This is a genomic window from Promicromonospora sp. NPDC060204 (genome assembly GCF_042728455.1).
GTDB lineage: Bacteria > Actinomycetota > Actinomycetes > Actinomycetales > Cellulomonadaceae > Promicromonospora.
Window position 1 is genome coordinate 1 of the sequence record NZ_JBHWZO010000072.1, and the last position, 25,266, is coordinate 25,266.

At 71.2% G+C, this 25,266-nt stretch carries 24 protein-coding genes; 11 read left to right on the forward strand and 13 right to left on the reverse strand.

Annotated features, from left to right (window positions below):
• Positions 1-73: 73 nt before the first annotated feature.
• Both trpD and ACFWEJ_RS11570 read right to left on the reverse strand, forming a co-directional pair.
• The gene (gene trpD, locus ACFWEJ_RS11565; RefSeq protein WP_377229349.1) at positions 74-1,123 is read right to left on the reverse strand and encodes an anthranilate phosphoribosyltransferase; all 1,050 of its coding nucleotides are present in this window, start codon (positions 1,121-1,123) and stop codon (positions 74-76) included.
• Positions 1,120-1,581: a hypothetical protein gene (locus ACFWEJ_RS11570; protein WP_377229350.1), complete on the reverse strand. Its 462-nt coding sequence runs from the start codon at positions 1,579-1,581 to the stop codon at positions 1,120-1,122. The genes trpD and ACFWEJ_RS11570 overlap by 4 nt, the downstream gene beginning before the upstream one ends.
• 178 nt (positions 1,582-1,759) lie before the next feature.
• Here ACFWEJ_RS11570 and ACFWEJ_RS11575 point away from each other — a divergent pair, with 178 nt between their 5' ends.
• The 6 genes from ACFWEJ_RS11575 (at position 1,760) to ACFWEJ_RS11600 (ending at position 8,828) form a co-directional block, all read left to right on the forward strand.
• Positions 1,760-2,413 carry a heme-copper oxidase subunit III gene (locus tag ACFWEJ_RS11575; protein ID WP_108495698.1) on the forward strand — a complete coding sequence of 218 codons (654 nt, stop codon included), beginning with the start codon at positions 1,760-1,762 and terminating at the stop codon, positions 2,411-2,413.
• Positions 2,414-2,518: 105 nt separating this feature from the next.
• Positions 2,519-3,298, forward strand: coding sequence for a c-type cytochrome (locus tag ACFWEJ_RS11580; RefSeq protein WP_377229351.1), 780 nt, complete (start codon positions 2,519-2,521; stop codon positions 3,296-3,298).
• A complete protein-coding gene (locus ACFWEJ_RS11585; RefSeq protein WP_377229352.1) occupies positions 3,295-4,365 on the forward strand; it encodes a Rieske 2Fe-2S domain-containing protein in 1,071 nt (356 codons plus the stop codon). Before ACFWEJ_RS11580 ends, ACFWEJ_RS11585 begins: the two co-directional genes overlap by 4 nt.
• A complete protein-coding gene (locus ACFWEJ_RS11590) occupies positions 4,362-6,074 on the forward strand; it encodes a cytochrome bc complex cytochrome b subunit (protein WP_377229353.1) in 1,713 nt (570 codons plus the stop codon). The genes ACFWEJ_RS11585 and ACFWEJ_RS11590 overlap by 4 nt, the downstream gene beginning before the upstream one ends.
• 165 nt (positions 6,075-6,239) lie before the next feature.
• The gene (locus ACFWEJ_RS11595; RefSeq protein WP_377229354.1) at positions 6,240-6,869 is read left to right on the forward strand and encodes a superoxide dismutase; all 630 of its coding nucleotides are present in this window, start codon (positions 6,240-6,242) and stop codon (positions 6,867-6,869) included.
• A gap of 174 nt (positions 6,870-7,043) precedes the next feature.
• Positions 7,044-8,828 (forward strand): cytochrome bc complex cytochrome b subunit, encoded by a 1,785-nt coding sequence (locus tag ACFWEJ_RS11600; protein ID WP_377229355.1) that lies wholly within the window; start codon positions 7,044-7,046, stop codon positions 8,826-8,828.
• A 52-nt stretch (positions 8,829-8,880) separates the two neighbouring features.
• On the opposite strand, the gene ACFWEJ_RS11605 is transcribed toward ACFWEJ_RS11600, so the two are convergent.
• Both ACFWEJ_RS11605 and ACFWEJ_RS11610 read right to left on the reverse strand, forming a co-directional pair.
• Complete coding sequence (locus ACFWEJ_RS11605; protein WP_253867636.1) at positions 8,881-9,162, reverse strand: Lrp/AsnC family transcriptional regulator; 282 nt, start codon at positions 9,160-9,162, stop codon at positions 8,881-8,883.
• Positions 9,156-11,030, reverse strand: a complete 1,875-nt coding sequence (locus tag ACFWEJ_RS11610; protein ID WP_377229356.1) for a DEDD exonuclease domain-containing protein — start codon at positions 11,028-11,030, stop codon at positions 9,156-9,158. The genes ACFWEJ_RS11605 and ACFWEJ_RS11610 overlap by 7 nt, the downstream gene beginning before the upstream one ends.
• Positions 11,031-11,195: 165 nt before the next feature.
• Here ACFWEJ_RS11610 and ACFWEJ_RS11615 point away from each other — a divergent pair, with 165 nt between their 5' ends.
• The gene (locus ACFWEJ_RS11615; protein ID WP_377229357.1) at positions 11,196-11,465 is read left to right on the forward strand and encodes a hypothetical protein; all 270 of its coding nucleotides are present in this window, start codon (positions 11,196-11,198) and stop codon (positions 11,463-11,465) included.
• A 20-nt stretch (positions 11,466-11,485) separates the two neighbouring features.
• Positions 11,486-11,731, forward strand: a complete 246-nt coding sequence (locus ACFWEJ_RS11620) for a type II toxin-antitoxin system RelE/ParE family toxin (protein ID WP_377229358.1) — start codon at positions 11,486-11,488, stop codon at positions 11,729-11,731.
• Between the two features lie 59 nt (positions 11,732-11,790).
• Here the strand turns inward: ACFWEJ_RS11620 and ACFWEJ_RS11625 are convergent, their stop codons facing one another.
• Positions 11,791-12,621: a phosphoribosylaminoimidazolesuccinocarboxamide synthase gene (locus tag ACFWEJ_RS11625; protein WP_377229359.1), complete on the reverse strand. Its 831-nt coding sequence runs from the start codon at positions 12,619-12,621 to the stop codon at positions 11,791-11,793.
• 47 nt (positions 12,622-12,668) lie between these two features.
• Complete coding sequence (locus ACFWEJ_RS11630) at positions 12,669-13,739, reverse strand: acyl-CoA dehydrogenase family protein (protein ID WP_377229360.1); 1,071 nt, start codon at positions 13,737-13,739, stop codon at positions 12,669-12,671.
• A 98-nt stretch (positions 13,740-13,837) separates the two neighbouring features.
• Between ACFWEJ_RS11630 and ACFWEJ_RS11635 the strand changes: the two genes are divergently transcribed.
• Positions 13,838-14,752: a cupin domain-containing protein gene (locus ACFWEJ_RS11635; protein WP_377229361.1), complete on the forward strand. Its 915-nt coding sequence runs from the start codon at positions 13,838-13,840 to the stop codon at positions 14,750-14,752.
• On the opposite strand, the gene ACFWEJ_RS11640 is transcribed toward ACFWEJ_RS11635, so the two are convergent.
• From ACFWEJ_RS11640 to ACFWEJ_RS11665, 6 genes are all read right to left on the reverse strand, one after another.
• The gene (locus ACFWEJ_RS11640) at positions 14,749-16,458 is read right to left on the reverse strand and encodes an alpha-amylase family glycosyl hydrolase (protein ID WP_377229362.1); all 1,710 of its coding nucleotides are present in this window, start codon (positions 16,456-16,458) and stop codon (positions 14,749-14,751) included. The genes ACFWEJ_RS11635 and ACFWEJ_RS11640 overlap by 4 nt on opposite strands.
• Positions 16,455-18,011 (reverse strand): glucoamylase family protein, encoded by a 1,557-nt coding sequence (locus ACFWEJ_RS11645; protein WP_377229363.1) that lies wholly within the window; start codon positions 18,009-18,011, stop codon positions 16,455-16,457. Before ACFWEJ_RS11645 ends, ACFWEJ_RS11640 begins: the two co-directional genes overlap by 4 nt.
• 84 nt (positions 18,012-18,095) lie before the next feature.
• Positions 18,096-19,283, reverse strand: coding sequence for a glycoside hydrolase family 1 protein (locus tag ACFWEJ_RS11650; protein ID WP_377229364.1), 1,188 nt, complete (start codon positions 19,281-19,283; stop codon positions 18,096-18,098).
• A 10-nt stretch (positions 19,284-19,293) separates the two neighbouring features.
• A complete protein-coding gene (locus tag ACFWEJ_RS11655; RefSeq protein WP_377229365.1) occupies positions 19,294-20,190 on the reverse strand; it encodes a carbohydrate ABC transporter permease in 897 nt (298 codons plus the stop codon).
• A complete protein-coding gene (locus tag ACFWEJ_RS11660; RefSeq protein ID WP_377229366.1) occupies positions 20,190-21,080 on the reverse strand; it encodes a carbohydrate ABC transporter permease in 891 nt (296 codons plus the stop codon). Before ACFWEJ_RS11660 ends, ACFWEJ_RS11655 begins: the two co-directional genes overlap by 1 nt.
• 3 nt (positions 21,081-21,083) lie before the next feature.
• Positions 21,084-22,361 carry an extracellular solute-binding protein gene (locus ACFWEJ_RS11665; protein ID WP_377229367.1) on the reverse strand — a complete coding sequence of 426 codons (1,278 nt, stop codon included), beginning with the start codon at positions 22,359-22,361 and terminating at the stop codon, positions 21,084-21,086.
• 209 nt (positions 22,362-22,570) lie between these two features.
• On the opposite strand from ACFWEJ_RS11665, the gene ACFWEJ_RS11670 reads away from it, so the two are divergent.
• A complete protein-coding gene (locus ACFWEJ_RS11670; protein ID WP_377229368.1) occupies positions 22,571-23,578 on the forward strand; it encodes a LacI family DNA-binding transcriptional regulator in 1,008 nt (335 codons plus the stop codon).
• A gap of 61 nt (positions 23,579-23,639) precedes the next feature.
• Here the strand turns inward: ACFWEJ_RS11670 and ACFWEJ_RS11675 are convergent, their stop codons facing one another.
• Complete coding sequence (locus ACFWEJ_RS11675; protein ID WP_377229369.1) at positions 23,640-24,404, reverse strand: lysophospholipid acyltransferase family protein; 765 nt, start codon at positions 24,402-24,404, stop codon at positions 23,640-23,642.
• Between the two features lie 55 nt (positions 24,405-24,459).
• Between ACFWEJ_RS11675 and ACFWEJ_RS11680 the strand changes: the two genes are divergently transcribed.
• Entirely contained in the window at positions 24,460-25,185 is a 726-nt protein-coding gene (locus ACFWEJ_RS11680) for a hypothetical protein (RefSeq protein ID WP_377229370.1), read from the forward strand.
• The last annotated feature ends 81 nt before the right edge of the window (positions 25,186-25,266 follow it).

Below are 25,266 nucleotides of genomic sequence, written 5' to 3' on the forward strand. Positions count from 1 at the left end.
GTGCGGCGTGCCGCACGGGTACACCGCGCTTGCCCAGCGGTTGGCCGCTTGCTCAGCGGCCGGCCGCTCTTGTCTAGCGGCTGGCGGCGATCCAGCGGTCCAGGGTGGCCTGCGCCGCCCCGGAGTCCACGGCCTGGGCCGCGAGGCCGATGCCGGCGGTGAGGCGCTCCACGAGCGTCCCGGAGCCCGTACCGGGCAGCGTGCCGTCGGCGACGAGGCCCGAGGCCGCGTTGAGCAGAACGGTCTCGCGGACCGGGCCGGCCTCGCCCGCCAGCACCGCCCGGGCGACGCCCGCGTTGTAGGCCGCGTCGTGGCCGCGCAGGTCCTCGACCTTGATGCGCGTCAGCCCGAGGTCGTCGACGGGGTCGATGCGGTGCTCGGTGACCGTGCCCCCGGACACCTCCCACACGGTGGCGCCCGCCGTCGCGGCGAGCTCGTCCAGCCCCTCGTCCCCGCGGAAGACCAGTGCGGACTTGCCCCGCTCGGCGAAGACGCCCGCCATCAGCGGCGCCATCCGCGCGTCGGCGCAGCCGACGGCGGCCGCGCGCGGCTGGGCCGGGTTGGTGAGCGGGCCCAGGAAGTTGAAGGCCGTGGGCACGCCGAGCTCCTTGCGGGTCACGCCCGCGTGGCGCATGGACGGGTGGAACGCCGCGGCGAAGCAGAAGGTGATGCCCGCCTCGCGCGCGATCTGCGCGACCCGCTCGGGCGGGTGGTCCAGGCGGATGCCGAGCTCCTCCAGCACGTCCGCGCTGCCCGACGACGACGACGCCGCCCGGTTGCCGTGCTTCACGACCCGCAGGCCGGCGCCCGCGATGACCACGGACGCCATCGTGGAGATGTTCACGGTGTGCGCACGGTCGCCGCCGGTCCCGACGATGTCCACCGACGGCCCGGGCACGTCGATGCGCACCGCGTGCTCGACCATGGACTCGGTCAGGCCCGCGAGCTCCTCGACGGTCTCGCCCTTGGCGCGCAGCGCCACGAGGAAGCCGGCGAGCTGGACGGGTGAGACCTCACCGGTCATCACCCGGTCCATGGCCCAGCGGGCCTCCTGCTGGCTCAGGTCGGTGCCGGTCATCAGCCCGGCGAGCAGGCCGGACCACGTGGGTGCCTCGAGGTTCACGCGGTACCCGCCGGCGAGGGGGCGAGCAGGCGCGCGACTGCCTCCTGGACCTTGATGGCGTCGAGCGGACGCGCCACCACGCCGTCGGCCAGCGACCAGGTCGCGAGCCAGGCGTCCGCCGGGCGGCCCGTGAGGACCAGCACCGGGGGGCACTCGTAGATCTCGTTCTTGAGCTGGCGGCACAGCCCCATGCCGCCGGCCTGGTCGGCCTCTCCGTCGAGGACGAGCAGGTCCCACGTCTCGTTGTCGGCCTTGTCCACCACGGCGGCCGCGGTGGCGGCCTCGGCCCACACGATGTCGGGCTCGCCCGCGTGCAGGCGCGGGCCCACGGCGAGGCGTACCTGCTCGCGCACCGTGCGGTCGTCGCTGTACAGGAGGACTCGCGGGCTCGACGTCGCGCTGGGGGAGGGCGTACCGCTCGTGCCTGCGCTGGTCACATCCGTCGTCATGCCGGTCATGCGTCGATCGTGGCACAGACCCCGCCCTGGCGGCAGATTTGTCCGCTCCCTTTTCATGGCACTCTGTTCAATCGCGTCAGCAAGAGACGGCCCACGTAGGACGTTGAAAGGACTTTGTGAGATTCGACGCGAGCGTCTGTGACGGTTCGGCGTTCGGGACACCCGAACGTCGGCCATAATGGCTGTCGTGTCGACCGCAACGGCTGCAGCCACCCCCACGCACCAGCACGTGACAGTCAATCGTCCGAACCCGGTCTCGGTCGGGACGATCGTCTGGCTCGCGAGCGAGCTCATGTTCTTCGCAGCGCTCTTCGCGATGTACTTCACCGTCCGGCAGACCATGCCGGCCGAGGAGTGGGCGCTACAGGCGGACAAGCTGAACATCACCTTCTCCACGATCAACACGATCGTCCTGGTGCTGTCCTCGTTCACCTGCCAGTGGGCGGTCTTCAAGGCTGAGCAGTTCAAGCCGTCGCGCTCCGGGAAGCTCTTCCAGTTCTGGACCTGGGGCATGCACGAGTGGCTGACCATGACCTACCTCATGGGCGCCTTCTTCATCGGCGGCCAGATCTTCGAGTACACCGAGCTGGTGCACGAGGGCCTGACCATCTCGTCCAGCGCGTACGGGTCGGTCTTCTACATGACCACCGGCTTCCACGGCCTGCACGTGACCGGCGGTCTGATCGCCTTCCTCTTCGTGCTCGGCCGGTCCTTCGCCGCCAAGCGCTTCGGTCACCACGAGGCCACCACCACGATTGTCACGTCCTACTACTGGCACTTCGTCGACGTGGTGTGGATCGCGCTCTTCGCGGTGATCTACCTGCTGCGCTGACCGGGCGCGCGGTCGCCCCCGGGCAGCCGCGCCTCAGTGCCACGTGCGGTGGCATAGGTTGATAACAGAGAAGCTCAACACTCACAGCGAGACGAGGAAATTTTCGTGAAGGCACTCGCCGCCCGCAGGCATCACCGGCTGGCGCCGGTCGTTCTCCTGCTGCTGGCGCTGCTGACCACGGGCGGCGTCTACGCCGCCCTGGCTCCGAGCACGGCTAAGGCCGAGACCGTCAGCACCGCGGACATCGAGACCGGTAAGAAGCTGTTCCAGGCCAACTGCGCGACGTGCCACGGCGCGAACGCCGAGGGCACCGACGGCGTGCCGTCCCTGGTGGGCGTCGGCGCTGCCGCCGTCGACTTCCAGGTGTCGACCGGCCGCATGCCGATGCAGATGAACGGCCCGCAGGCCGAGGCCAAGCCGCCGCAGTTCGACGCAGAGCAGACCGCGGCGCTGGCCGGGTACGTCGCCTCGCTGGGCGCCGGTCCCGCCATCCCGACCGACGAGCAGGTCGACCCCACCAAGGGTGACCCCTCGAACGGCATGGCCCTCTTCCGCACCAACTGCGCCATGTGCCACAACGCCGTGGGCGCCGGCGGCGCACTCTCGGAGGGCAAGTTCGCACCCGCCCTCTGGGAGACGTCGGAGCGGAACATCTACCAGGCGATGCTCACCGGCCCGCAGTCGATGCCGGTGTTCAACGACGCGAACATCACGCCGGACGAGAAGCGCGACATCGTGTCGTTCCTCGTCGAGCAGCGCGAGGGTTCGGCCGGCGGTAACGCGCTCGGCGCCCTCGGACCGGTGTCCGAAGGTCTCTGGGCCTTCGTGATCGGCCTCGGCCTGCTCATCGGCGCCGCAGTGTGGATCGGAGCGAAGTCCTCGTGAGCGAGAACCAGAACACCCCCGCCGACACCTCGCACGAGGTGACGGTCACCCCTGAGGCGGGTACCGCCGTCGGGCACCCGGAGCGGTTCCCGGACCCGGGCGTACCGGAGCACAAGCACCGCCTGACGGACACCGACCCGCGCGCCGCCAAGCGCGCCGAGCGGACCGTCACCATCCTGTTCGTCCTGTCGATCCTGGGCACGGTCGGCTCGATCGTCGCCTACGTGATGGTCCCGCCGGACGGCACGACCTCGGGCGTCCGCCTGTCGACCCTGCTGCTCGGCCTCGGCCTCGCGGTGTCGCTGCTCGGCATCGGCATCGCCGGCATCCACTGGGCCAAGGCGCTCATGGGCGACAAGGAGATGGTCCAGGAGCGGCACTCGCTCGCGACGAACGACGAGGACCGCGCCATCGCGGTCCAGGACCTGAACGAGGGTCTCGCCGACTCGGGCGTCGTCGGACGCCGCGGCGTGCTCAAGGGCGCCTTCTTCGGTGCCCTGGCGCTGTTCCCGCTGGCCATCGCGGTGCCGCTGATCGGCTCCGTGGGTGGTGACTGGAACGTCTCCAAGTTCAAGCACACGATCTGGAAGAACGGCACGCGCCTGGCGATCGACCCCTCGGGCCGGCCGATCAAGGCCGCCGACGTCACCGTCGGCTCCGTCTTCCACGTGGTCCCGGAGACCACCGAGGAGTTCCGCTCCACGCACGAGTGGATCAACGAGAAGTCCAAGGCCGTGGTCCTGATGGTCCGCCTCAACCCGGAGGACCTCCGCACGGACCAGTCGCCCGAGGGCGAGACCTGGTCGCACGAGGGAATCGTCGCCTACTCGAAGATCTGCACGCACGTGGGCTGCCCGGTGGCCCTGTACGAGCAGCAGACCCACCACCTCCTGTGCCCCTGCCACCAGTCGACGTTCGACATCGCGGACAGCGCGAAGGTCGTCTTCGGCCCGGCCAACCGCCGGCTGCCGCAGCTGCCGATCACGGTCGACGACGAGGGTTACCTCATCGCGCAGGACGACTTCGCCGAGCCCATCGGCCCGAGCTTCTGGGAGCGCCTGAAGTGAGCACCGCGACCCACGACACCAAGCCCGAGGCACCGGCCAAGCCGACGACGACCGTCGGCAAGGCCGCGGACTACCTCGACCAGCGCACCTCCATCGGCGTCGCCGTCAAGGAGTTCGCGCGCAAGGTCTTCCCGGACCACTGGTCCTTCATGCTCGGCGAGATCGCGCTGTTCTCGTTCGTCGTGCTGATCATCTCGGGCTTCTTCCTGACGATGTTCTTCGAGCCGTCGATGGCGCTCACCACGTACGAGGGTGAGCACCCCGCGACCATGCACGGTCAGCTCATGTCCGTCGCGTTCGCCTCGACCCTCGACATGTCGTTCGAGGTGCGCGGTGGTCTGCTCATGCGGCAGATCCACCACTGGTCGGCCCTGATCTTCATGGCCTCGATCGTGGTGCACATGATGCGCGTCTTCTTCACCGGCGCGTTCCGCAAGCCGCGCGAGATCAACTGGATCGTCGGCATCCTGCTCATGATCCTGGGCCTGGCAGCCGGCTTCACCGGCTACTCGCTGCCCGACGACGTGCTCTCCGGCAACGGCCTGCGCATCACCGACGGCGTGGTCAAGTCGATCCCGCTGATCGGCTCGTTCATGTCGTACATGATCTTCGGCGGCGAGTTCCCGGGCCACCACATCGTGCCGCGCCTGTTCACGCTGCACATCTTCGTGGTGCCGGGCATCCTGCTGGCGCTGATCGCGCTGCACCTGTTCCTGATGGTGCTGCAGAAGCACACCCAGTACCCGGGCGGCGGCCGCACCGACAAGAACGTCGTCGGCTACCCGGCCCTGCCGGTGTACGTCGCCAAGATGACCGGCAACTTCTTCATGGTCTTCGGCGTGCTGGCTCTCATGGGTGCCACGATGTCGATCAACAACGTGTGGAACTACGGGCCGTTCGACCCGTCGCCGGTGTCCGCGGGTGCTCAGCCGGACTGGTACATGCTGTTCCTGGAGGGCTCGCTGCGACTGATGCCGGGCCAGGGCACGGAGTGGATCATCTTCGGCTACACGCTGCCGTTGAACGTGCTGATCCCTGCCGTGGTCATCCCGGGTCTGCTGTTCACGTTCCTCATCGTGTACCCGTTCCTCGAGGCACGGGTGACGGGCGACGACCGCGAGCACCACGTGCTGGACCGCCCGCGCAACAAGCCGGCGCGCACCGGCCTGGGCGTCGCGTTCCTGACGGCGTTCATCATCCTGGCCCTGGCCGGGTCGAACGACCTCATCGCCACGCACTTCGCGCTGTCTATCAACGCGATCACCTGGGTGTTCCGCGTCCTGTTCTTCGTGGGGCCGGTGTTCGCGTACTTCGTCACCAAGCGCATCTGCCTCGGGCTGCAGCGCAAGGACCGCGAGCTGGTGCTGCACGGCCACGAGTCGGGCCGCATCGTGCGCTTCGCCAACGGCGAGTACATCGAGGTCCACACGCCGCTCGACGAGCAGGAGCGCTGGCTGCGCGTCAACTACGAGGCGCCCGGCCCGCTGGCCATCGCCCCGAAGACCGACGCCCGCGGCGTGAAGCGCAAGGGCTACGGCGCCGACAAGCGCTGGCAGGGCCTGTCCCGGTTCTTCTACGAGGACCGCGTCTCGCCCGTGACCCCGGCCGAGGTGGCCGCCGCGCACTCGCACGGCGAGCACGACGAGCTGTCCGGCTCCGAGCGCCAGGCCGTCGAGGCCGGCGTCGGAACCACCTCGCGGGAGCACTGAGCGACCTGCGACACCAAGCGATGGCCTGTGTCTCCTGGTCCGCATCTGCGGCCGGGGACACGGGCCATTGCCGTCCCGGCGGGCACCACCTCGGCGCACGACCAGGACGGCGTCCCACCCTGCGCACCGTCCGGTGTGCGGACCGATCCTGGAGGTACCTCAGCAATGGCTGTTTACACGCTCCCTGACCTGACCTACGACTACGCCGCGCTCGAGCCGCACATCTCGGGCAAGATCATGGAGCTGCACCACTCCAAGCACCACGCGACGTACGTCAAGGGTGCCAACACTGCCCTGGAGCAGCTCGAGGAGGCCCGCGAGACGGGCAACCTGGCGAACGTCAACAAGATCGAGAAGGACCTCGCGTTCAACCTCGGTGGTCACATCAACCACTCGATCTTCTGGACGAACATGGCACCGGAGGCCGGCGGAGAGCCGACCGGCGACATCGCCACGGCGATCGACGAGCACTTCGGCTCGTTCGAGAAGTTCAAGGCGCACTTCACCGCCGTCGCCGCCGGCGTCCAGGGTTCCGGCTGGGCCGTCCTGGCCTGGGACTCCGTGGGCCAGAAGCTGGTCGTCGTGCAGCTGTTCGACCAGCAGGGCAACATCCCCTTCGCGCTCACCCCGGTCCTCATGCTGGACTGCTGGGAGCACGCCTACTACATCGACTACCTGAACGTCCGCCCGGACTACATCAAGGCCTGGTGGAACCTGGTGTCGTGGAGCAACGTCTCCGAGCGCCTGGCGCGGGCGAAGACGCAGACCGCGGGTCTCGTCGTCGCCTCGGCCTGACCGCCTGACCACAGATCCGGCGCACCCCTGGGGGGTCTCTCCCCGGGGTGCGCCGGATCTGTCATGTCACGTTCCGGTGCCCCGATTCGTCGCCGAGGGTGGAAGCAAAGCCCGGCACGGTGTCTACTGGAGGTCAACGGTAGGGCCCGCGCCGCCGAACTCAGGGGTGATGACGTGGCAACGAAGCAGCGTCCGAGTGCCGTCGGCAAGGCAGCCGACTACCTTGACCAGCGCACCACCATCGGGGTGCTGGTCAAGGAGCTGGCGCGCAAGGTCTTCCCGGACCACTGGTCCTTCATGCTCGGCGAGATCGCCCTGTTCTCGTTCGTCGTGCTCATCGCGTCCGGGTTCTTCCTGACGATGTTCTTCGAGCCGTCGATGGCGCTGGTGCACTTCGAGGGCGACTACCCGCCGTCGATGCAGGGCCAGCTGATGTCGGCGGCGTTCAACTCCACCGTGGACATGTCGTTCGAGGTGCGCGGTGGTCTGCTGATGCGGCAGATCCACCACTGGTCGGCCCTGATCTTCATCGGCTCGATCGTGCTGCACATGTTCCGGATCTTCTTCACCGGCGCGTTCCGCAAGCCGCGCGAGATCAACTGGATCGTCGGCCTGACGATGCTGATCCTGGCCCTGGCGGCGGGCTTCACCGGCTACTCGCTGCCCGACGACGTGCTGAGCGGCAACGGCCTGCGCATCATCGACGGCGTGGTCAAGTCGATCCCGCTGATCGGCGCGTACCTGTCCTTCCTCGTCTTCGGCGGCGAGTTCCCGGGCGACCACATCATCCCGCGGCTGTTCACCCTGCACATCTTCGTGATCCCCGGGATCCTGATCGCGCTGATCGCGCTGCACCTGTTCCTCATGGTGCTGCAGAAGCACACCCAGTACCCGGGCGGCGGCCGCACCGACAAGAACGTCGTCGGCTACCCGGCCCTGCCGGTCTACGTGGCCAAGATGACGGGCAACTTCTTCATCATCGCGGGCGTGCTGACCCTCATGGGCGCCACCATGGCGATCAACAACATCTGGAACTACGGCCCGTACGACCCGGCGCCGGTCTCGGCCGGCACGCAGCCCGACTGGTACATCCTCTTCGTCGACGGCGCCCTACGCCTGATGCCGGGACCGGGCTGGGAGTGGGTCATCGGCGGCTACACGCTGAGCATGAACATCCTGATCCCGGCGGTCGTGGTGCCGGGCATCCTGTTCACGCTGCTCTTCGCGTGGCCGTTCCTCGAGGCCCGCGTGACCGGGGACCATCGCGAGCACCACGTGCTGGACCGGCCGCGCAACCGGCCGGTGCGGACCGGCATCGGCGTCGCGCTGTTCGTCGCGTTCCTGGTGTGCGCCCTGGCGGCGACGAACGACATCATCGCCACGCACTTCTCGCTGAGCATCTTCGCGATCACCTGGACGCTGCGCGTGCTCCTGTTCGTGGGGCCCGTGTTCGCGTTCTTCGTGACGAAACGGGTGTGTCTCGGGCTGCAGCGCAAGGACCGCGAGCTGGTGCTGCACGGGCACGAGTCCGGCCGCATCGTGCGCTTCGCCAACGGTGAGTACGTCGAGGTGCACACCCCGCTGGACCCGCAGGAGGTGTGGCTGCGCACCCAGCACTCCTCCCCGAAGCCCCTCGAGATCAAACCCGCGACGGACGCTCGCGGGGTCAAGCGCGGGGGCTACCGGTCCGACCGGCGTTGGCAGCGGCTGTCCGAGTTCTTCTACGAGGACCGCGTGGAGCCGGCCACGCCCGCAGAGCTCGCGGCCGCCCACTCGCACGGCGAGCACGACGAGATCGAGGCCAGGACCCCGGCTGCTCTGGGGTCCGGCTCCGGGTCCGGCGGCGGGCAGGGCACGTCCGGTCCGCGCGCTGCCGGGCCGCGGACCTCCGGAGAGGGTGCCGCGGGGCGGGGCGACACGGGACGGGGCGACGCCGGACGGGGCGAGGCTCCGCGGTAGCCGAGCCGCGGTAGCCGAGCCGCGGTGGCCGAGCCGCCGTGGCGGTGCCGAGCTAGTCGTCGAGCCCCAGGGCGAAGGCCTGCTCCAGGTCCGCCTTGGAGAACGCGCGGAAGGCGATGAGCGTCTCGGTGTTCTGCACGCCCGGCACCTTGTTCACCGTGTCGGAGACGACGCCGGCGAGCTGTTCGTGCTCGGGCACGCGCACGATCGCCACGAGGTCGGTCTTGCCGGTCACGGAGAAGACCTCGCTCACACCATCGATGTTCGCGACCTCCTGCGCGACCTCGGGAATGCGGGACGTCTCGGCGTCGATGAGGACGATCGCGGTCAGCATGCCGTCATCGTATCCACGTGCCGTGGGTTCTCGGGTCCCGGGACGACGGCGGCGTCGTCCGCGACCTCGTCCGCTGCGGCAGAGCCGTCGTCACCTGAGCCCTCGCCCGCGGAGTCCGTGGCGATCTCCGTCCGCACCCGCTCCGAGGCCCAGGTCAGGTCGGCGTGCGCCCCCGCCGCGCGCACCGGGCACGCCCAGGTGTCGCTGACGTGGACCAGCCGGACGCCGGGGGAGTCGAGCCAGGCGAGCAGCAGGTCGGTCTCCTCGGGGTGCGCGGCCGGGGCCGGGGCGACGGGCGGCTCGACGTGCTCCGCCGTCGTGCGCAGGGCGTCCACGAGGGGGAGCGGGCTGGCGCCCGCCGCCGACACGTCGGTCGCGGCGAGCCGGCCGTGCTTGATCACCACGATCTCCCAGCCGCCGGGCTTGCCCGGGGCGTCGCCGATGCCCGACGGGCGGGCGGCGACCAGCTCGGCGCAGGCGGCGAGCGGCCCGAGCCGCTGGGCGCGGTGCGCGCCCTGCACGAACGCGCGCAGGCGCCGGGTGACCTCGCCCGCCTCCTCGTACCGTTCCTGGTGGGCGAGCGTCGCGATCCGGTCGGAGAGGGCCCGCACGACCGGGGCGGGGTCGCCGGTGAGGGCGGCGCGCGCGGCGTCGGCCACGTCGGCGTAGGACGCGTCGGGCGCCTCCGTGGCCACGCACGGGGCGGAGCAGCGGCCCATCCCCGCCAGCGCGCACGGGCTGCCGGGGCGCTTGGAGACGAGCGGGATGCGGGCGGTGCACTGCCGCAGGTTCAGGGCGTCGTGCAGGGCGTGCACGGCCTCCTGCGCGGTGCGCCGGGACCCGAACGGGCCGATGTGCGCCGCGCCCGCCACGACGCCGCCCACGACCGACAGGCGCGGGTAGGCCTCGTCGGTCAGGCGCACCCACGAGTGCCGCTCCGGGAACTTGGACCGCCGGTTGTAGCGGGGCGCGTGCTCGGTGATCAGCCGCAGCTCCCGCACCTGGGCCTCCAGCGGCGTGGCGCAGGCGACGGGCGTGACCCGCTCGGCGATGCGCACCATCTCGGTGATCCGCTTGCGCTTCTCCGCGGCGGTGAAGTACGAGCGCACCCGCTTGCGGATGTTGACCGACGTACCGACGTACAGCACCTCGTCGTCCGGGCCGCGGAAGAGGTAGACGCCGGGCGACTCGGGCAGGCCGTCGGCCAGGTGCCGCTTGCGGCGCACCTCGGGCGGCACCGGGTCGGCCGCCGTGGCAAGGTCCTCCAGGTGCGTGACGCCCATCGGCGCAAGGCGCTCGAAGAGCGCGTGCAGCACGTCGACGGTCGCGCGCGCGTCGGCCAGCGCCCGGTGGTCGGGGGACACGGTGGCGTGGAAGAGGTTGGCCAGCGTGGACAGCTTGTGGTTGGGCGCCTCGTCCCGCGTGACCAGGCGGCGGGCCAGCGGCACCGTGTCCACGACGGTGAACCCGGGCCACGGATAGTCCAGCCGGGTGCACATCGCCTTGAGGAAGCCGATGTCGAACGGCGCGTTGTGCGCCACCAGCACCGTGTCGTGCGCGAACTCCAGGAAGCTCGGCAGCACCAGCGCGATGTCCGGCGCCGTGGCGACCATGGCGTTCGTGATGCCGGTCAGCCGGGCGACGAACGCCGGGACCGGCTGCCCCGGGTTGACCAGCGACTGGAACTCGCCCAGCACTTCGCCGCCGCGCACCTTGACCGCGCCGATCTCGGTGATGCCGCCCTCTTTGGCGTTGGTCCCCGTGGTCTCCAGGTCCACGACGACGAAGGTCACGTCACGCAGCGGCGTGCCGAGCTCCTCGAACGTCGCCTGGTAGGCCGACTGCTGGACGGATGCCGCGGTGCTCACGGGGCCGAGGCTAGCGGGAGACACTGACACGCTTGTTCGAGCCGCGCCGTCGGGCGGGGAAGGCCCCTGTACGGCCTCGTTCGTGGGCCCAGGAAGGAGCCACGAATCGGACCAGGTAGGTCGTCCGGATGGCGCGCTGTCCACCGGTGCGGCAAGCATGAGCACATGAACACAGACCTCGACCTGGACGAGACCGTCAACGAGTCCGACCTCGGTGCCGGGGCCGCCGACTTGCTGACGCGTGTCAGTACGGAGCATCTGAGGGTCGGGGTCGTCCGCGACGGCGAGGTCGTCGCGGTCCTCATCGACCCCGACGACGCTCGGATTCTCGAACGCTTGGAGCTGGCTGCCGAGGAGAAGTGGGCCGCCGAGCGTGACCCCGACGACGGGCAGCGTTTCAGCCTCGACGAACTGGCACGAGACCAGGACGCCTGATGGGCCGGTACAGGGTCGAGGTGACGAACGCCGCTGCGCGTGAGCTGCGCAAGCTGGAGAGACAGGATGCGGACCGCGTCAGCAGTGCGATCCGCAGGCTGGAGGACGACCCGCGACCTCACGGGGCAACCAAGCTGTCGGGCAGGGACGAGTATCGGATCCGGGTCGGTGACCACCGGGTGATCTACGAGATCGACGACGACAAGGTGGTCGTCACTGTCATCAAGATCGGCAACCGTAGGGACGTGTACAAGGGGGCCTGGTAGCGAGGCGGAGGTGTCCGAGACAGGCATGATGACGCGTGTGCAGCTTGCCCAGCGGCCCGTCAGGACCAGCGTTCGCCCGTGAGCTGCTCGTAGATCTCGACGTAGCGCGCGCGAGTCTCCTTGACCACGTCGTCCGGGATCTCGGGGCCCGGGTAGGTGCGGTCCCAGCCGGTCAGGGTCGAGGACCAGTCCCGCACGAACTGCTTGTCGTAGGACCACTGGCCGCGGCCGGGCTCGTACTCGCTCGCCTTCCAGAAGCGCGAGGAGTCCGGGGTGAGCACCTCGTCGGCGAGGGTCAGGACGCCGTCGGCGTCGAACCCGAACTCCAGCTTCGTGTCGGCGATGATGACGCCGCGCTCGCGCGCGATCTCGGCGCCGCGGTCGTAGATCGCGAGCGTCAGCTCCCGCAGCCGGTCCGTCGTCTCGGTGCCGAGGTCCTTCGCGATCTCCTCGACGGAGATGTACTCGTCGTGCCCCTCGTCCGCCTTGGTGGACGGCGTGAACACCGGCTCCGGCAGGCGGTCGGCCTCGACCAGGCCCGGCGGGAACGCCACGCCGGACACGCTGCCGGTCGCGTTGTAGCTGTCCAGGCCGCCGCCCGCGAGGTAGCCGCGCGCGATGCACTCGACCGGCACGATGTCCAGCTTCTTGCAGCGGATCGCGCGGCCGGCCCACTCCGCGGGCACGTCCTCGCTGATCACGTGGTTGGGCACCAGGTCGGCGAACTGGCGGAACCACCACAGCGAGAGCTGGGTCAGGATCGCGCCCTTGTCGGGTACGGCCGTGGGCAGCACGACGTCGTACACCGACACGCGGTCGGAGGCCACCAGGATCACATCGTCGCCGTCCGCGTAGACCTCGCGAACCTTGCCCTTCCGGATCAGTTCCACGGGGCCAAGGCTAACCCGCCGGGCGGGGGAATCCGGGCCCCGTCCGCCTAGCCCGCGAGCGGTGCGACAAGCGCCGCGCCCAGGTCCTCGGTGGCGAGGTAGGGGTTCAGGTGCGGGTGCCGGCTGCCTACGGCGATGTCCCGCCAGAGCTGCTGGAGCCGGTTGCCGGTGCGGAACCCGCTCGCCCCGTGCAGGTCCAGCATCAGCTCGACCGCGGCCCGGCAGTCGCGTGCGGCGTCCGCGAGGTCGAGGCGCTGCTGGTGGCCGTCCCGGTCGGACAGCACGCCCGTGTCCACCCGCGCGGCGACGGCGACCATGGTGTTCTCTGCGCGGTGCACCAGGTGCGCCGCCTCCGCCAGCCAGTGCCGGGCCCCCGCCGACTCGCCCATCCGGGAGTGGGCGGACATGAACGGCCTGCGGTCCGAGGCGAACATCTCGGTCGTCGCGTCGAGCGCGCCCTGCGCCGCACCGACCACGGGAGCGAGCACCGCGATCCCGTACAGCAGCCGGTCGCCGGGGCCGAACGGGCTCGCCGCGGCCAGCCGCCCGTCGGGCACGAGCAGGTCCCGCGCGACGAGCGTGTGGCTCCCGGTGCCCCGCATGCCCGCCATGTGCCAGGTCCGCTCGACGGTCAGCTCGGCGGTCGGTACGACGACGAAGGACATCGAGCCGTCGACCAGCACCCCCAGGCTGGCCCACCCGGCGTCCTCGCAGCCCGAGACGTTCGGCCAGCTCCCGGTGACGCGCACGCCGCCCGGCACGCGCTCGCCGCGCCCACCGGGGAGCCCCGACCCGCAGAACAGCGCGTCGGGGTCGGCGAACAGCTCCGCGGCCGTGGCGTCGGGGTAGGCGTGGCCGGCGAGGTTCTTCGCGGTCAGGCTCGTCCCGGCCACCCAGGCCGACGACGGGCAGGCCCGTCCGACGGCGGCCAGCCGGCGCGCGATCGTCACGGCGTCCGCCTCGGTGCCGCCATGGGCGCGCGGCGTCCGCAGCGCGAGGACGCCGAGGGCGCGCAGGGCGGCCAGGCTCTCCGGGGTCGGGCGTTCGTCCTGCTCGGTCTTCTCGGCCTGGTCCCGCAGGGCCGCGAGGAGCCCGTTCTTCGTGGTGTCGTCGTTCACGGTACCGATCCCAGCAACCGGCGGGCGGGAGGGCCATACGTGAGACGCCCGGGTCCATACGCGACCGTGCGCCGCGGCCACGGCGTTAGCATCTCGGCATGGACCTGGTCGGCGAGATGATCCGTTCCGTGCGCGTGGGCCACCCGGGCGCGCGGATGATCCGGCAGACCAACCGGCGCGGCGTCAGCTTCCCCGCCTTCGAGGGCAGCGGGTTCCACATCGTCCTTGCCGGCACCTGCTGGCTGATCACCGAGCACGACGACCCGATCGAGCTGCGGCCGGGCGACGTGGTGCTCACGTCCTCCGGTGCCGCGCACGGGCTCAGCCCGGTCCCCGCCCTGCTGCGGGACCTGACGCCCGTCGTGCTGGGCCCGTTCCCGCCGGAGCCCGGTCCGGCCGCCTTCGAGTTCCTGTGCGGCGCCTACCGGCTGGACCACGGCGCGGTCCCGCAGTACCTGCGGGCGCTGCCCGATCTCGTCGTCGTGTCGCCGGACGACCACCGCAGCCGGCGGCTGGTTGCGCTGACCGACCTGCTGCGCGCGGAGGTGTCCGCCAGCCCGGCGGGTGACGACGCGACGCTGCCGGCGCTGCTGGACCTGGTGCTCGTCCACGTGCTGCGGCAGTGGCACGAGGAGCACGACGTGGCCGGCCGCCCGGTGACCGACGACCCGGCGATCGCGGCCGCGCTCCGGCAGATCCACGAGAACCCCGGGCTCCCGTGGAGCGTGGAACGGCTCGGCCGGGCCGCGGGCCTGCCGCGCACCGCGTTCGCCCGGCGCTTCACCGAGGCCGTCGGACGGCCGCCCATGCGTTACCTCACGGACCGACGTCTGGAGCGCGCGGCGAGCCTGCTGCGCGAGACGGACGCGCCGCTGGCCGCGATCGCCCGCCGCGTCGGGTATTCGACGGAGTTCGCCTTCTCGGCCGCGTTCCGCCGGGAGTACGGCACGTCCCCGGGCGGCTTCCGCCGGGGCCCGGAGAGCGGCCGGGCCCCGGCGAGCGGGCTGGGTTAGGCGGCGGACGCCGGGTCGGGCGCCGTGCGGTCGGGCACCGTGTGGTCGGGCACCGTGTGGTCGGCTGCCGCCAGGTCGAGCACCGCGTACCCGTGCCCCTCCAGGTGCACGACGTCGGTCCCGCCGTCGCCGGCCTCGCCCTCGCTGACCTGGCCCTCACCCGCCTCGACCCGGAAGCCCCGGGCGACCAGCGGCCGCGCGCCCGCGGCGCCGTCCAGCGGGAGCCGCACGGCCGCGCGGCCCGGGTTGAGCACCACGGCGAGCGTGCCCCCGCGCACGTACGCCAGGGGGTACCCGGTGGCGAGCACCTCGGTCGGTGCCGCCACGTCGAGCCGCTCGTCGCCGTGCCGCAGGGCGATCAGGTCGCGGACCAGGCGCAACAGCGAGCCGTCGTCGTCGACCTGGGCCGCGACCGTGGGCCGGTCGGGGTCGGGGTCCTGCGGCAGGTACGTCGACGTCGCCGGCTTGCCGGGCCCGTACGGGTCCGCGGGCAGGTCGCCCCACTGCATCGGCGTGCGCGAGCCCGCCCGGTCGTAGGCCGGGCCCAGCCGCGAGCCCTCCAGGGTCGGCGTGCCGGGCACGTACCGCATGCCGATCTCGTCGCCGTAGTACACGGACGGCATCGCGGGCCAGGTCATCGTGAGCACGTGCGCCACCCGGGCCTGCTCGGCGTCGCGCGGGCCCGCGACGAGCCGTGTGAAGTCGTGGTTCGACGTCGGCAGGCCCACCACGCCGCCGTGGCCCGCCGCCGCGATGGCCTCCGTCGCCGTCTGCCAGGCCTGCACGAACGTGGCCGCGTCGCCGGTCCCGTCGGCTCCGGCCCAGGGCGCGAGCTCGCCCCAGCCGGGGCTCACCGTGCCCGCGCCGTTGTTCCACAGCGACCGCAGCGGCAGCCCGTCGTCGTCCCCGCCGAACTGGAGGAAGAAGTCGGCGTGGAAGCCCGCGGGGACGGCGACCTTCGGGTCGCCCCACTCGCTGATGATCACGCGCCCCGGGAACTCGCGGTCCAGCCAGGCGCGCATCTCGTGCCACAGCTTGGCCGTCTCCACGTGGCCGGGATCGTCCTTGACCAGGGACGCCGCCATGTCCACGCGGAACCCGGCCACGCCGAGGCCGAACCAGTGCGCCATGATCTCGCGCAGCGCCGCCCGGTTGGCCAGCGGCCCCGGGGCGTCGACGGGCTGCCGCCACGGCTCGGCCGGGTCCGTCCGGGCGTAGCCGAAGTTCAGCGCCGGCTGCACGGGGAAGAAGTTGGGCTTGAAGTAACCACCGCGCTTGCCGGGCCCGGGCTGGAAGCCCTCGGCGGGCACGTCGCTCCACACGAAGCGGCCGTCCTCCGGGTCGTCGGCCGACGCGCGGAACCAGGGATGCTGGTCCGACGTGTGGCCCGCCACGAGGTCGAGCAGCACGGAGATGCCGCGGCGCCCGGCCTCCTGCGTCAGCCGCGCCATGTCCTCGTTCGTGCCGTAGCGCGGGGCGACGGTCATGAAGTCGGCGACGTCGTACCCGGCGTCGGCGAACGGGGAGACGAAGCAGGGGCTGAGCCAGATCGCGTCCACCCCGAGCCAGGCGAGGTAGTCCAGGCGGTCGGTGATCCCGGCGAGGTCGCCGATCCCGTCGCCGTTCGCGTCCGCGAAGGACTGCGGGTAGATCTGGTAGAGCACGGTGCGCCCGAGGCGCGAGGCGAGGTCCACGGCGTCGGTCACCTGTCCCACCCTACGGCGAACGTCTCCATCGCCATCAGCGGCCGGACGGTGCGCTCCAGGTCGCCGGGCGCGACGTAGCGGCGCATCGCGTCGTCGGCCAGCTCGTTGCCGAGCGCTGCCATGATCATGCCCTGGTCCAGCGACAGGTAGCGCTGCGAGACCTGCCCGCTGCGCACGGCGACGGCGTCGTAGAAGCCGCCCGGGCCGTAGGCGTCGAAGTCCGCCGTGATGTTCCGCAGGTTGGCCATCGCCTCCCGCGGCGCGTACCGCAGCGCGAGGAACGACGCGTGCGGCGTCACCACGCCGTCGCCGTACTCCGTGGGCGCCGGCGAGCCCTCGCGGCAGCCCTCGTACGGCTGGTCGACGGTCGTGCGCTCCTGGTCGGACGTGTAGCCCGGCCCGTCCATCCCGAGCTGGTCCACGCCGTACTCGCGGTACCCGCCGGCCGGGTTGTTCGACGGCGAGAAGCCCCAGTACCCGTAGTCCGCCTCCCGCAGGCCGTGCTCGATCTGCCCCTGCACGTACAGCGGGTGGTTGCGGCCCCACGACCGCGGGCCCCACTTCTCCTCGGGCACGAACAGCGGCACCATGAGCGCCTCGAACATGCTGCCGCCCCAGGTCGGGACCACCCGCATGCCCCGGTACGGCAGCGCGCCCTCGAACACGGGAACGCCCAGGTACTCGGCCCACTCGCCGACCGGCCGCGTCTCGGTCCACGACCAGTCGCACGTGTCGGGGAACGTCCGGTACGTGCCGAAGTAGTGCTCCGCCGGGATCTGGCCCTCGGCGATGCCGAGGTACGAGGCGATCCGCGGCTCGGTGTTGAACGCGCCGTAGTGGTGGCCCGTGTACCAGACGTCGGCGCCCATCTCGCAGTAGTCGCCCGCGACGGGCGCGGTCTCCTGCGGGTCGACGTCCCAGAACCCGCCCCGGATCTGGTTCTGCGCCGGGTCGTAGTAGCAGCCGAAGTCCATGTCCTCGCGGACGGCGTCCGCCTCGTCGGCCAGCGACGGCTCCGCGCGGCTCGTCAGCAGCAGACCCGTCGCCAGCCAGCCGTTGTCCACGCTCGACAGGAACGGCTTGATCCGGTCGCCGCTCGTCGGGAACGTCAGGAGCTTGTCGCCCGTCGCCGGGTCGTACCAGTTGTAGAACATGCCGCTGGGCTCGTGCTTCTCCAGCCCGGCCACGGTGTGCAGCGTGGTCGCCAGGCGCTCGCGGGCCTCCTTGCGCCCGATCAGGCCCGTGTCGCGCGCCACGACGGTGCTCCACAGGTACGCGCCGATGTTGGTCGGCGACGTGTAGCCGCCCCGGCTGGCCGGGTCCAGGTCGCCGCCGATGTTGTCGTCGGGCAGGCCCGTCTCCTCGTCGACCAGGGCCTCGAACGAGCGCCAGGTGTCGGCGGCCCAGGCGCGGAGCTGACGGCGGTCCTGTGCGGTGCTCCCGGCCTGTGCGCCGGCCGGGGCCGGCGTCGCCCCCGTGGCGCTCGCCGGCAGTGCGGCGAACCCCAGGGCGGCGACGGCGGCCGTCGCTACCGCGGTGCGGATCCTGCTCATGATGTGTCTCCTACGTCGTCGTAGTGGTGACAGGGCAGTGCTGGTGACAGGGCAGTGCTGTGCGGTCCAGCGGTGCGGGACGGGTCAGGCGGGCAGCTCGCCCGTCCGCGCGACCTTGCCGAGCCACGCGAGGCTCGGCTTGGGCGTGCGCTCGAAGGTGGTGCGGTCCACGGCGATCAGCCCGAACGTGGGCCGGAAGCCGCTCATCCACTCGTAGTTGTCGAGCAGCGACCAGTGCAGGTAGCCGTCGACCCGGCAGCCGGCGGACATCGCGCGGGCCATGCCCTGCAGGGCGCCGGTCGTGTAGTCGATGCGGCGGGCGTCGTCGGCGGTGGCCATGCCGTTCTCGGTGACGATCATCGGCACGCCGCCGGTGATCTTGTGGGTGTACTCCAGCGCCTCGCCGAGCGCCTGCGGGTAGTACTCCCAGCCGGTCAGCGTCTTCTCGACGTCGTCGCCGAAGGGGATGGGCTCGCCGTCCGCCCCGATGATGGTGCGCAGGTAGCTCTGCACGCCCACGAAGTCGTCGCCGCGCGCGACCTCCAGGAAGAAGTCCTCGCGCGGGTAGGCGTACGCGTCGCGTGCCTCCTCCGCGCCCGGAGCGGCCTGGAACACCTGGTTGGCGATGGTCCACCCGGCCTGCACGTGGCCCAGGCCGTGCAGGATGTCGACGGCGCGGCGGTGGGCCGTCGCCTGGATCTCGGAGGCGGCCTCGTCCGGGGCGGCGAGCCCGGCGGCGTCCAGGTTGGTGCGCCGGCTCGCGCCGAGCATCATCGAGGTGATGTTGGGCTCGTTGATGGTCACCACGTGGCGGACGTCGCCCAGGATCTGGCTGGCCGTCTCGACGTAGCGGCTGAACAGGTCGACGGCGTCGGGCGCGAACCAGCCGCCGCGCTCGGCGAACCACCGCGGCAGCGTGAAGTGCATCAGCGTGACCATCGGCGTGACGCCCGCCGCCAGGCAGGTGTCGATCATCCGCCGGTAGTGGTCGAGCTGCGCCCGCGAGAACTCGCCCTGCGCCGGCTCGATGCGCGCCCACTCGATCGAGAAGCGGTACGCGTTCAGGCCGGCGTCAGCCAGCAGCGCGATGTCCTCGCCGTAGCGGTGGTAGCTGTCGACGGCGTCACCCGAGCTCTCCGCGCACAGCGACCCGGCGACGTGCTCCTTGGCCCACCAGTCGCTGTTGGTGTTGCCGCCCTCGATCTGGTGCGCGGCGGTGGAGGCGCCCCACAGGAACGTGGGCGCGGTGGGCAGCGTGATCAGTTCGGTCACGGAAGAACTCCTACTTCAGGCCGGTGGTCGAGATGCCCTGCACGATGTGCCGCTGCAGGGCCAGGAAGACGATGAGGATGGGCAGCACGATGACGGTCGCGCCCGCCACGAGCAGGCCGTACTGCACGGTGTTCTGCCCCGTGGAGTACAGGGCCAGCGCCACGGGCAGCGTGTACTTGTCGGCCGACTGCACGGCGACCAGGGGCCACAGGAAGTTGTTCCAGGACCCGAGGAACGTCAGGATGCCGAGCGTCGCCAGCGCGGGCTTGGTCTGCGGGAGGACGACGGCGAAGAACGTCCGGAACTCGCCGGCGCCGTCGACGCGGGCGGCGTCGAGCAGCTCGTCCGGGATGTCGAGCATGAACTGCCGCATCAGGAACACGCCGAACGGAGCCGCCAGGAACGGCAGGATGAGGGCCGCGTAGGTGTTGATGAGGTCCAGGTTGGCCACGAGCACGAACAGCGGCACGAACGTGACCATGCCGGGGACCATGAGGGTGCCCATGATCAGCAGGAACAGGGCGCGGCGGCCGGGGAAGTCGAGCTTGGCCAGGGCGTAGCCGACCATGGCGCTGAACAGGACGGACCCGACGGTGACGACCAGCGCCACGATCACCGAGTTGGCGAAGAACCGCGGGAAGTCGAGCGACGCGAAGAGCTCGGTGTAGTTGTCCCACGTGGGCTGCTCGGGGAACAGGGTGGGCGGGAACTGCCGGATCTCGCCCTCGGGCTTGACCGACGAGACCACCATCCACACCAGCGGCCCGAGCGAGGTCGTCAGGCCCAGCAGGAGCACGACGTTGAGCAGGATCGCGCGCGGGGTGAAGCGGCGCGGGGCGGACCCGCGCGTCGGGGAGGGACGCGGCGCGGCGCGGCGCGTGCCGGACCGCTCGGTGAGGACCGTCATCACTTCTCCGTCCTGAGCAGGCGGAACTGGAGGTAGGACAGGATCACGATGGCGACGAACAGCACGTAGCTCATCGCGGCTGACAGGCCGTAGTTCCCGAACCCGAACTGGTTGAAGATCTCGTAGGCCACCGAGTTGGTGGCCCCGAGCGGCCCGCCCTGCGTCATGACGAACGGCTCCTCGAAGAACTGCAGGTAGCCGATGCCGGTGATGACGGCGCAGAACAGCAGGGTGGGCCGCAGCAGCGGCACCGTGATGGACCGGAACTGCCGCACGGCACCCGCGCCGTCGATGGCCGAGGCCTCGTACAGGTCGCGCGGGATGCCCTGCAGCCCGGCCAGCAGGATCACCATGGAGTACCCGACGTTGCGCCAGGTCGCCATCATGATCAGCGCGGGCATGGCCCAGGTCTCGTCGGTGAGCCAGCGCGGCCCGTCGACGCCGACCAGGCCGAGAGCCGAGTTCACGAGCCCGAAGTCGGGCTGCAGGAGGAACCGCCACACCACCGCCACCGCGACGATCGACGTCACGACCGGTGCGTAGAAGCCGACGCGGAACACGGACCGGAACCAGGTCAGGCCCGAGTTCAGCAGGACCGCCAGCAGCAGCGCCACCCCGAGCGTGAGCGGCATGGCCACCCCGACGAAGTAGAGCGTGTTGCCGGCGGCCTGCTGGAACTTCGGGTCGGCCAGCACGGCCGCGAAGTTGTCGAGCCCCACGAAGTTCACGGCCCAGGGCGTCCGCAGGTCCTTGCCCTGCATGTCGGTGAACGCCATGTACAGCGAGGACGCCACCGGGACCAGCATGAACACGGCGAACAGGATCGTGAAGGGCAGCGCGAAGCCCCAGGCGGCGAGGCCCGTGCGACGGCGGCGTGCGGAGATGGCCACGGGTCAGTCCAGGCCCGTCCCGATCGAGGTGGCCGCTTCCTGCATCTTGGCGGCGGCTTCCTCCGGGGTCAGGTCGCCCGCGATGGTCTGCTCGATGATGAGGTCGAGCTCGTGCTCGATCTCCGACCAGGTGGGGATCGCGGGGGTGGAGCGCGCGGTCTCCAGCACGCCCTGGTACATGGCCACGGCCTCGTCGTCGGCCAGCGCGGGGTCGTCCCACGAGGTCTGGACCGCCGGCAGGTCGTTCGAGATGCCGAACCAGTCGACCTGGGTGGCCGGGTCGGTGGCGAACTGCACGAACTTCCAGGCGGAGTCCGGGTTGGCGGCGTCCGCGAGGACGGCGAGGTTGGAACCGCCGATGAACGACGCCGTCGCCTCGTCGGCGGGCAGCGGCACCACGCCGAACTTGTCGGCGAAGTCGTCACCCGCGGTGGTCAGCAGGTTGGCGCGCTCCCAGGGGCCCGAGACGAACGAGCCGAGCTTGCCGTCGATGAAGTTCTGCACCTTCTCGTCCTCGACGAGCACCGGCGGGGCGAGCCCGTCGCGCATGAACGAGGAGTAGTACTCCAGCGCCTTGACCTGGGCGTCGTTGTCGAGCGTGAACTCGCCGGCGTCGTCCAGGATCTCGCCGCCCGCCTGCCAGTAGAACGGGAAGTACATCAGGGCGGTCGAGTTGCCGCGCGTCTGCAGCGCGATGCCGTGCTCGGCCCCGGCGTCCTGCAGCCCGGCCGCGAAGTCGGTGAGGCCCGCCCAGTCCGCGGGCGCCTCGACGCCGGCCTCCTCGGCGAGGTCGGTGCGGTAGTAGAGCACGCGCGACTCGACGTACCACGGCACGCCGTACGAGGTGCCGTCGACCTCCGTGGTCTCCCAGGCGCCCGGGAAGAACGCCGAGGAGTCGATGCTCTCGGGGGTGGGCGCGAGGCCGTCGAGGCCCACGAAGCCGCTCATCAGGGTGGTGCCGACCTGCATGACGTCGGGCACCTCGCCGGTGGCGATGGCGGTGTTGATCTTCTCGGTGGACGACTCCCACGGCACGGGCGTCACGTTCACGGTGACGTCAGGGTTGTCGGCCTCGAACTGCTCGGCGAGCTCGGGCAGCAGCTCACCCTCCGTGCCCATCGCCCACACCTCGACGGTGCCCGTGGCGGGGCCCTCCGAGATGTCGCTGGCGCTGTCTGCCGTGGTGCCGGCCTCGTCGCTGCGTCCGCACCCGGTCAGGGCGAGGGCCAGCGTGAGGGTCGACGCCGTCGCCGCTGCGGCGAGGCGAGGTGTCCTGTTCACGATCACTCCTTTGTTGACCTGCTTCCGAAATTTCGAAGCCGAATCTCGGAAAGACCCCGGGAGGTTAGACGGGCCGCAGGATGGTGTCAACCAGCCATGGCCCCGCTACCGCCCGGTTTACCGGGGCACGCGACGCGATGGACTACCATCCTGATTTCGGAAACGCTCGCTTCTCGCTTCTCGCTTCACTGATGTCCGACGGAGGACCCATGGCAACCGACCAGCCGCACATCCCGCTCGCCGTCGTGGCGGCCGAGGCGGGCGTCTCGGTCCCGACGGTCTCCAAGGTCCTGAACGCGCGCCCCGACGTGTCCGGCAAGACCCGGGCGCGCGTCACCGAGGCGCTGGCGCGGCACGGCTACGAGGTGCGTCCGCCGCAGGCCAAGCCCACCGGCATCATCGACGTCCGCATCGTCGACTTCGAGGGGACGTGGTCCGAGGCCGTGGTCCGGGGCGCCGTCGCCGGCGCCCGCCGGTTCGGGCTCGACGTCGTCCTGGCGGTCGAGCCCGACCCCGACGACTGCAGCTCCTGGGTGCGGCACGCGCTGGAGCGCGGCACGGACGGCCTGGTCAGCATCGTCGCGGTGCCCGACGCCGAGGCGCGGCGCGCCCTGGAGCAGACCGGCACCCCGCTCGTCGTCGTGGACCCCCGGCAGCGGCCGCCCGAGGGCATGCTCAGCGTGGGCGCCACCAACTTCCAGGGCGGGCTGGAGGCGACCGCGCACCTGCTGTCGCTGGGCCACACCCGCATCGCGACGATCACCGGCGCACTGGAGCAGGACAACGCCATCGCGCGGCTCGCGGGCTACCGCGCCGCCATGATCCGGGCCGGCCTGACCACCGACGACGACCTCGTCCACGTGGGCGCCTACGGCGTGACCTCCGGGTACGAGGGCGCGCAGCGGCTCCTGGGGCTGGACGACCCGCCCACCGCGATCTTCGCGAGCAGCGACGACACGGCGCTCGGCGCGCTGCGGGCGCTGCGCGAGGCCGGGCTCGTCGTGCCGCGCGACGTCTCGCTCGTCGGCTTCGACGACCTGCCCATCGCGCCGTGGATCGACCCGGCGCTCACCACGGTGCGGCAGCCGCTCGCGGAGATGGGCGCCACCGCCGTCGACCTGGTGTACCGCGCCCGCACGGCGAGCGGGCACACGCTGCGCACCGAGCTCGCGACCAGCCTCGTGGTACGGAGCTCCACGGCGGCGCCGGTCCGCTAGGGACGAGCGCGGCGGGGACCTGGCTCGTCAGCGGCGCCCGGGCGTCAGCGGCGCCCGAGCGTCAGCGCTTCGGCCGGCGCGGCTTCTCGACCTCCGGCAGGGGCAGGCCGCCGGGGCCCTCCTCCGCCGTCGGGATCGCGGGCTCGCCGCGGGCCGCGCGCTCCTTGGCGCTGGCCGCGTACGCGTCGACGTACTCCTGGCCGGACAGGGCGAGGATCGCGTACTCGATCTCGTCGGCGACGGCGCGGAGCACGAACTTGTCGCTCTCCATGCCCTTGTACCGGCTGAAGTCGAGCGGCTCGCCGATCACGGCGCCGAGCGGCATGAACGTGGGGATGGTCTTGCCCACCGGCTGGGCGACCTCGGTGTCGACCATGGCGACGGGGATGACCGGGGCGCCCGACTCGAGCGCCATGCGGGCCACGCCCGTCTTCGCCTTGTAGAGGCGGCCGTCGGGGCTGCGGGTGCCCTCGGGGTAGATGCCGAACAGGCTGCCCTCGCGCAGCACGCGCAGGCCGGTGCGCAGTGCGGCCTCGCTGGCTGCGCCGCCGGAGCGGTCCACGGGGATGACGCCGATGCCCGTCATGAACCAGGCCACGATCTTGCCCTTGAGGCCCTTGCCCGTGAAGTAGTCGGACTTGCCGAGGAACGTCACGCGGCGCTTGATCAGCAGCGGCAGGATGAACGAGTCGATCACCGCCAGGTGGTTGCTGGCCACGATCGCGGCGCCGCTACGGGGCACGTTCTTGCCGCCGACGACCCACGGCTGGTACGCGAGGCGCAGCAGCGGGCCGACCAGCACGTTCCTCATCACCCAGTAGAACAAGATTCCTCCTCAAGACCCGCCCCCGCGGGCCCCCTGACGACAATAGAGTGTGCCCATGGCCGCATCGAACACCGACGACCGAGACGACGACGTGCCCGGCGACACCCCACGCGAGCTGGGCGACGACGACGTGGCATCGCGCTGGGCCGACATCGTCGCCACGCTCGGCGACATGGACGTCTCTCGGGCCGACGGGGAGACCGACGGCGCGGAGAAGTCCGCCGAATCTTCTCAGACATCGCGGCCCGATGACGAGGGCAGCGACGACGACGGGCGTGCGGACGGCGACCGGTCTGTTGACCGGTCCGGTGACGCCGGCGCCGGCCGGGGCGGTCGCCAGGTCGGCGGCTGGTCGGACGGCGGCTGGGCCGGCGGCGACTGGACGAGCACGGGTGACGCGGCCGACGAGCCGGGTTCGGGCTCGGCGTCGGCCGCGTCGTCGGACGCAACCGGGTCGCGCACGCCCTCCGGCCCGCGCGACTGGCCGCTGTCTCCCGACGCCGAGGCGCTCGAGGAGGCTGAGTCCCACTTCACGCCGCCGGAGCCGCCCGCGCTGCTGTCCCGCGACCCGCTGCTGACCATGGCGTGGAGCTTCGTGGTCGGCGTGCCCGTGCTCGCGGTGATCGGCATGATCGTCTCCGCGGCGGTGCCGGCCGTCTCGATCCCGCCGCTGGCGGGTCAGATCGGGCTCGGCCTGTTCGTCGCGGGCCTGGGCGTGCTGATCTGGCGCATGCCGCACCAGCGCGACCCGGACGACGACGGGCCTGGTGCCGTCGTCTGAACCGGAGCGGAGCCGCAGGTTCAGACGACAGAAAGCATCGTCTGAATCGTCGGGAAATGTCAGACCCTCAGATCACCCGGG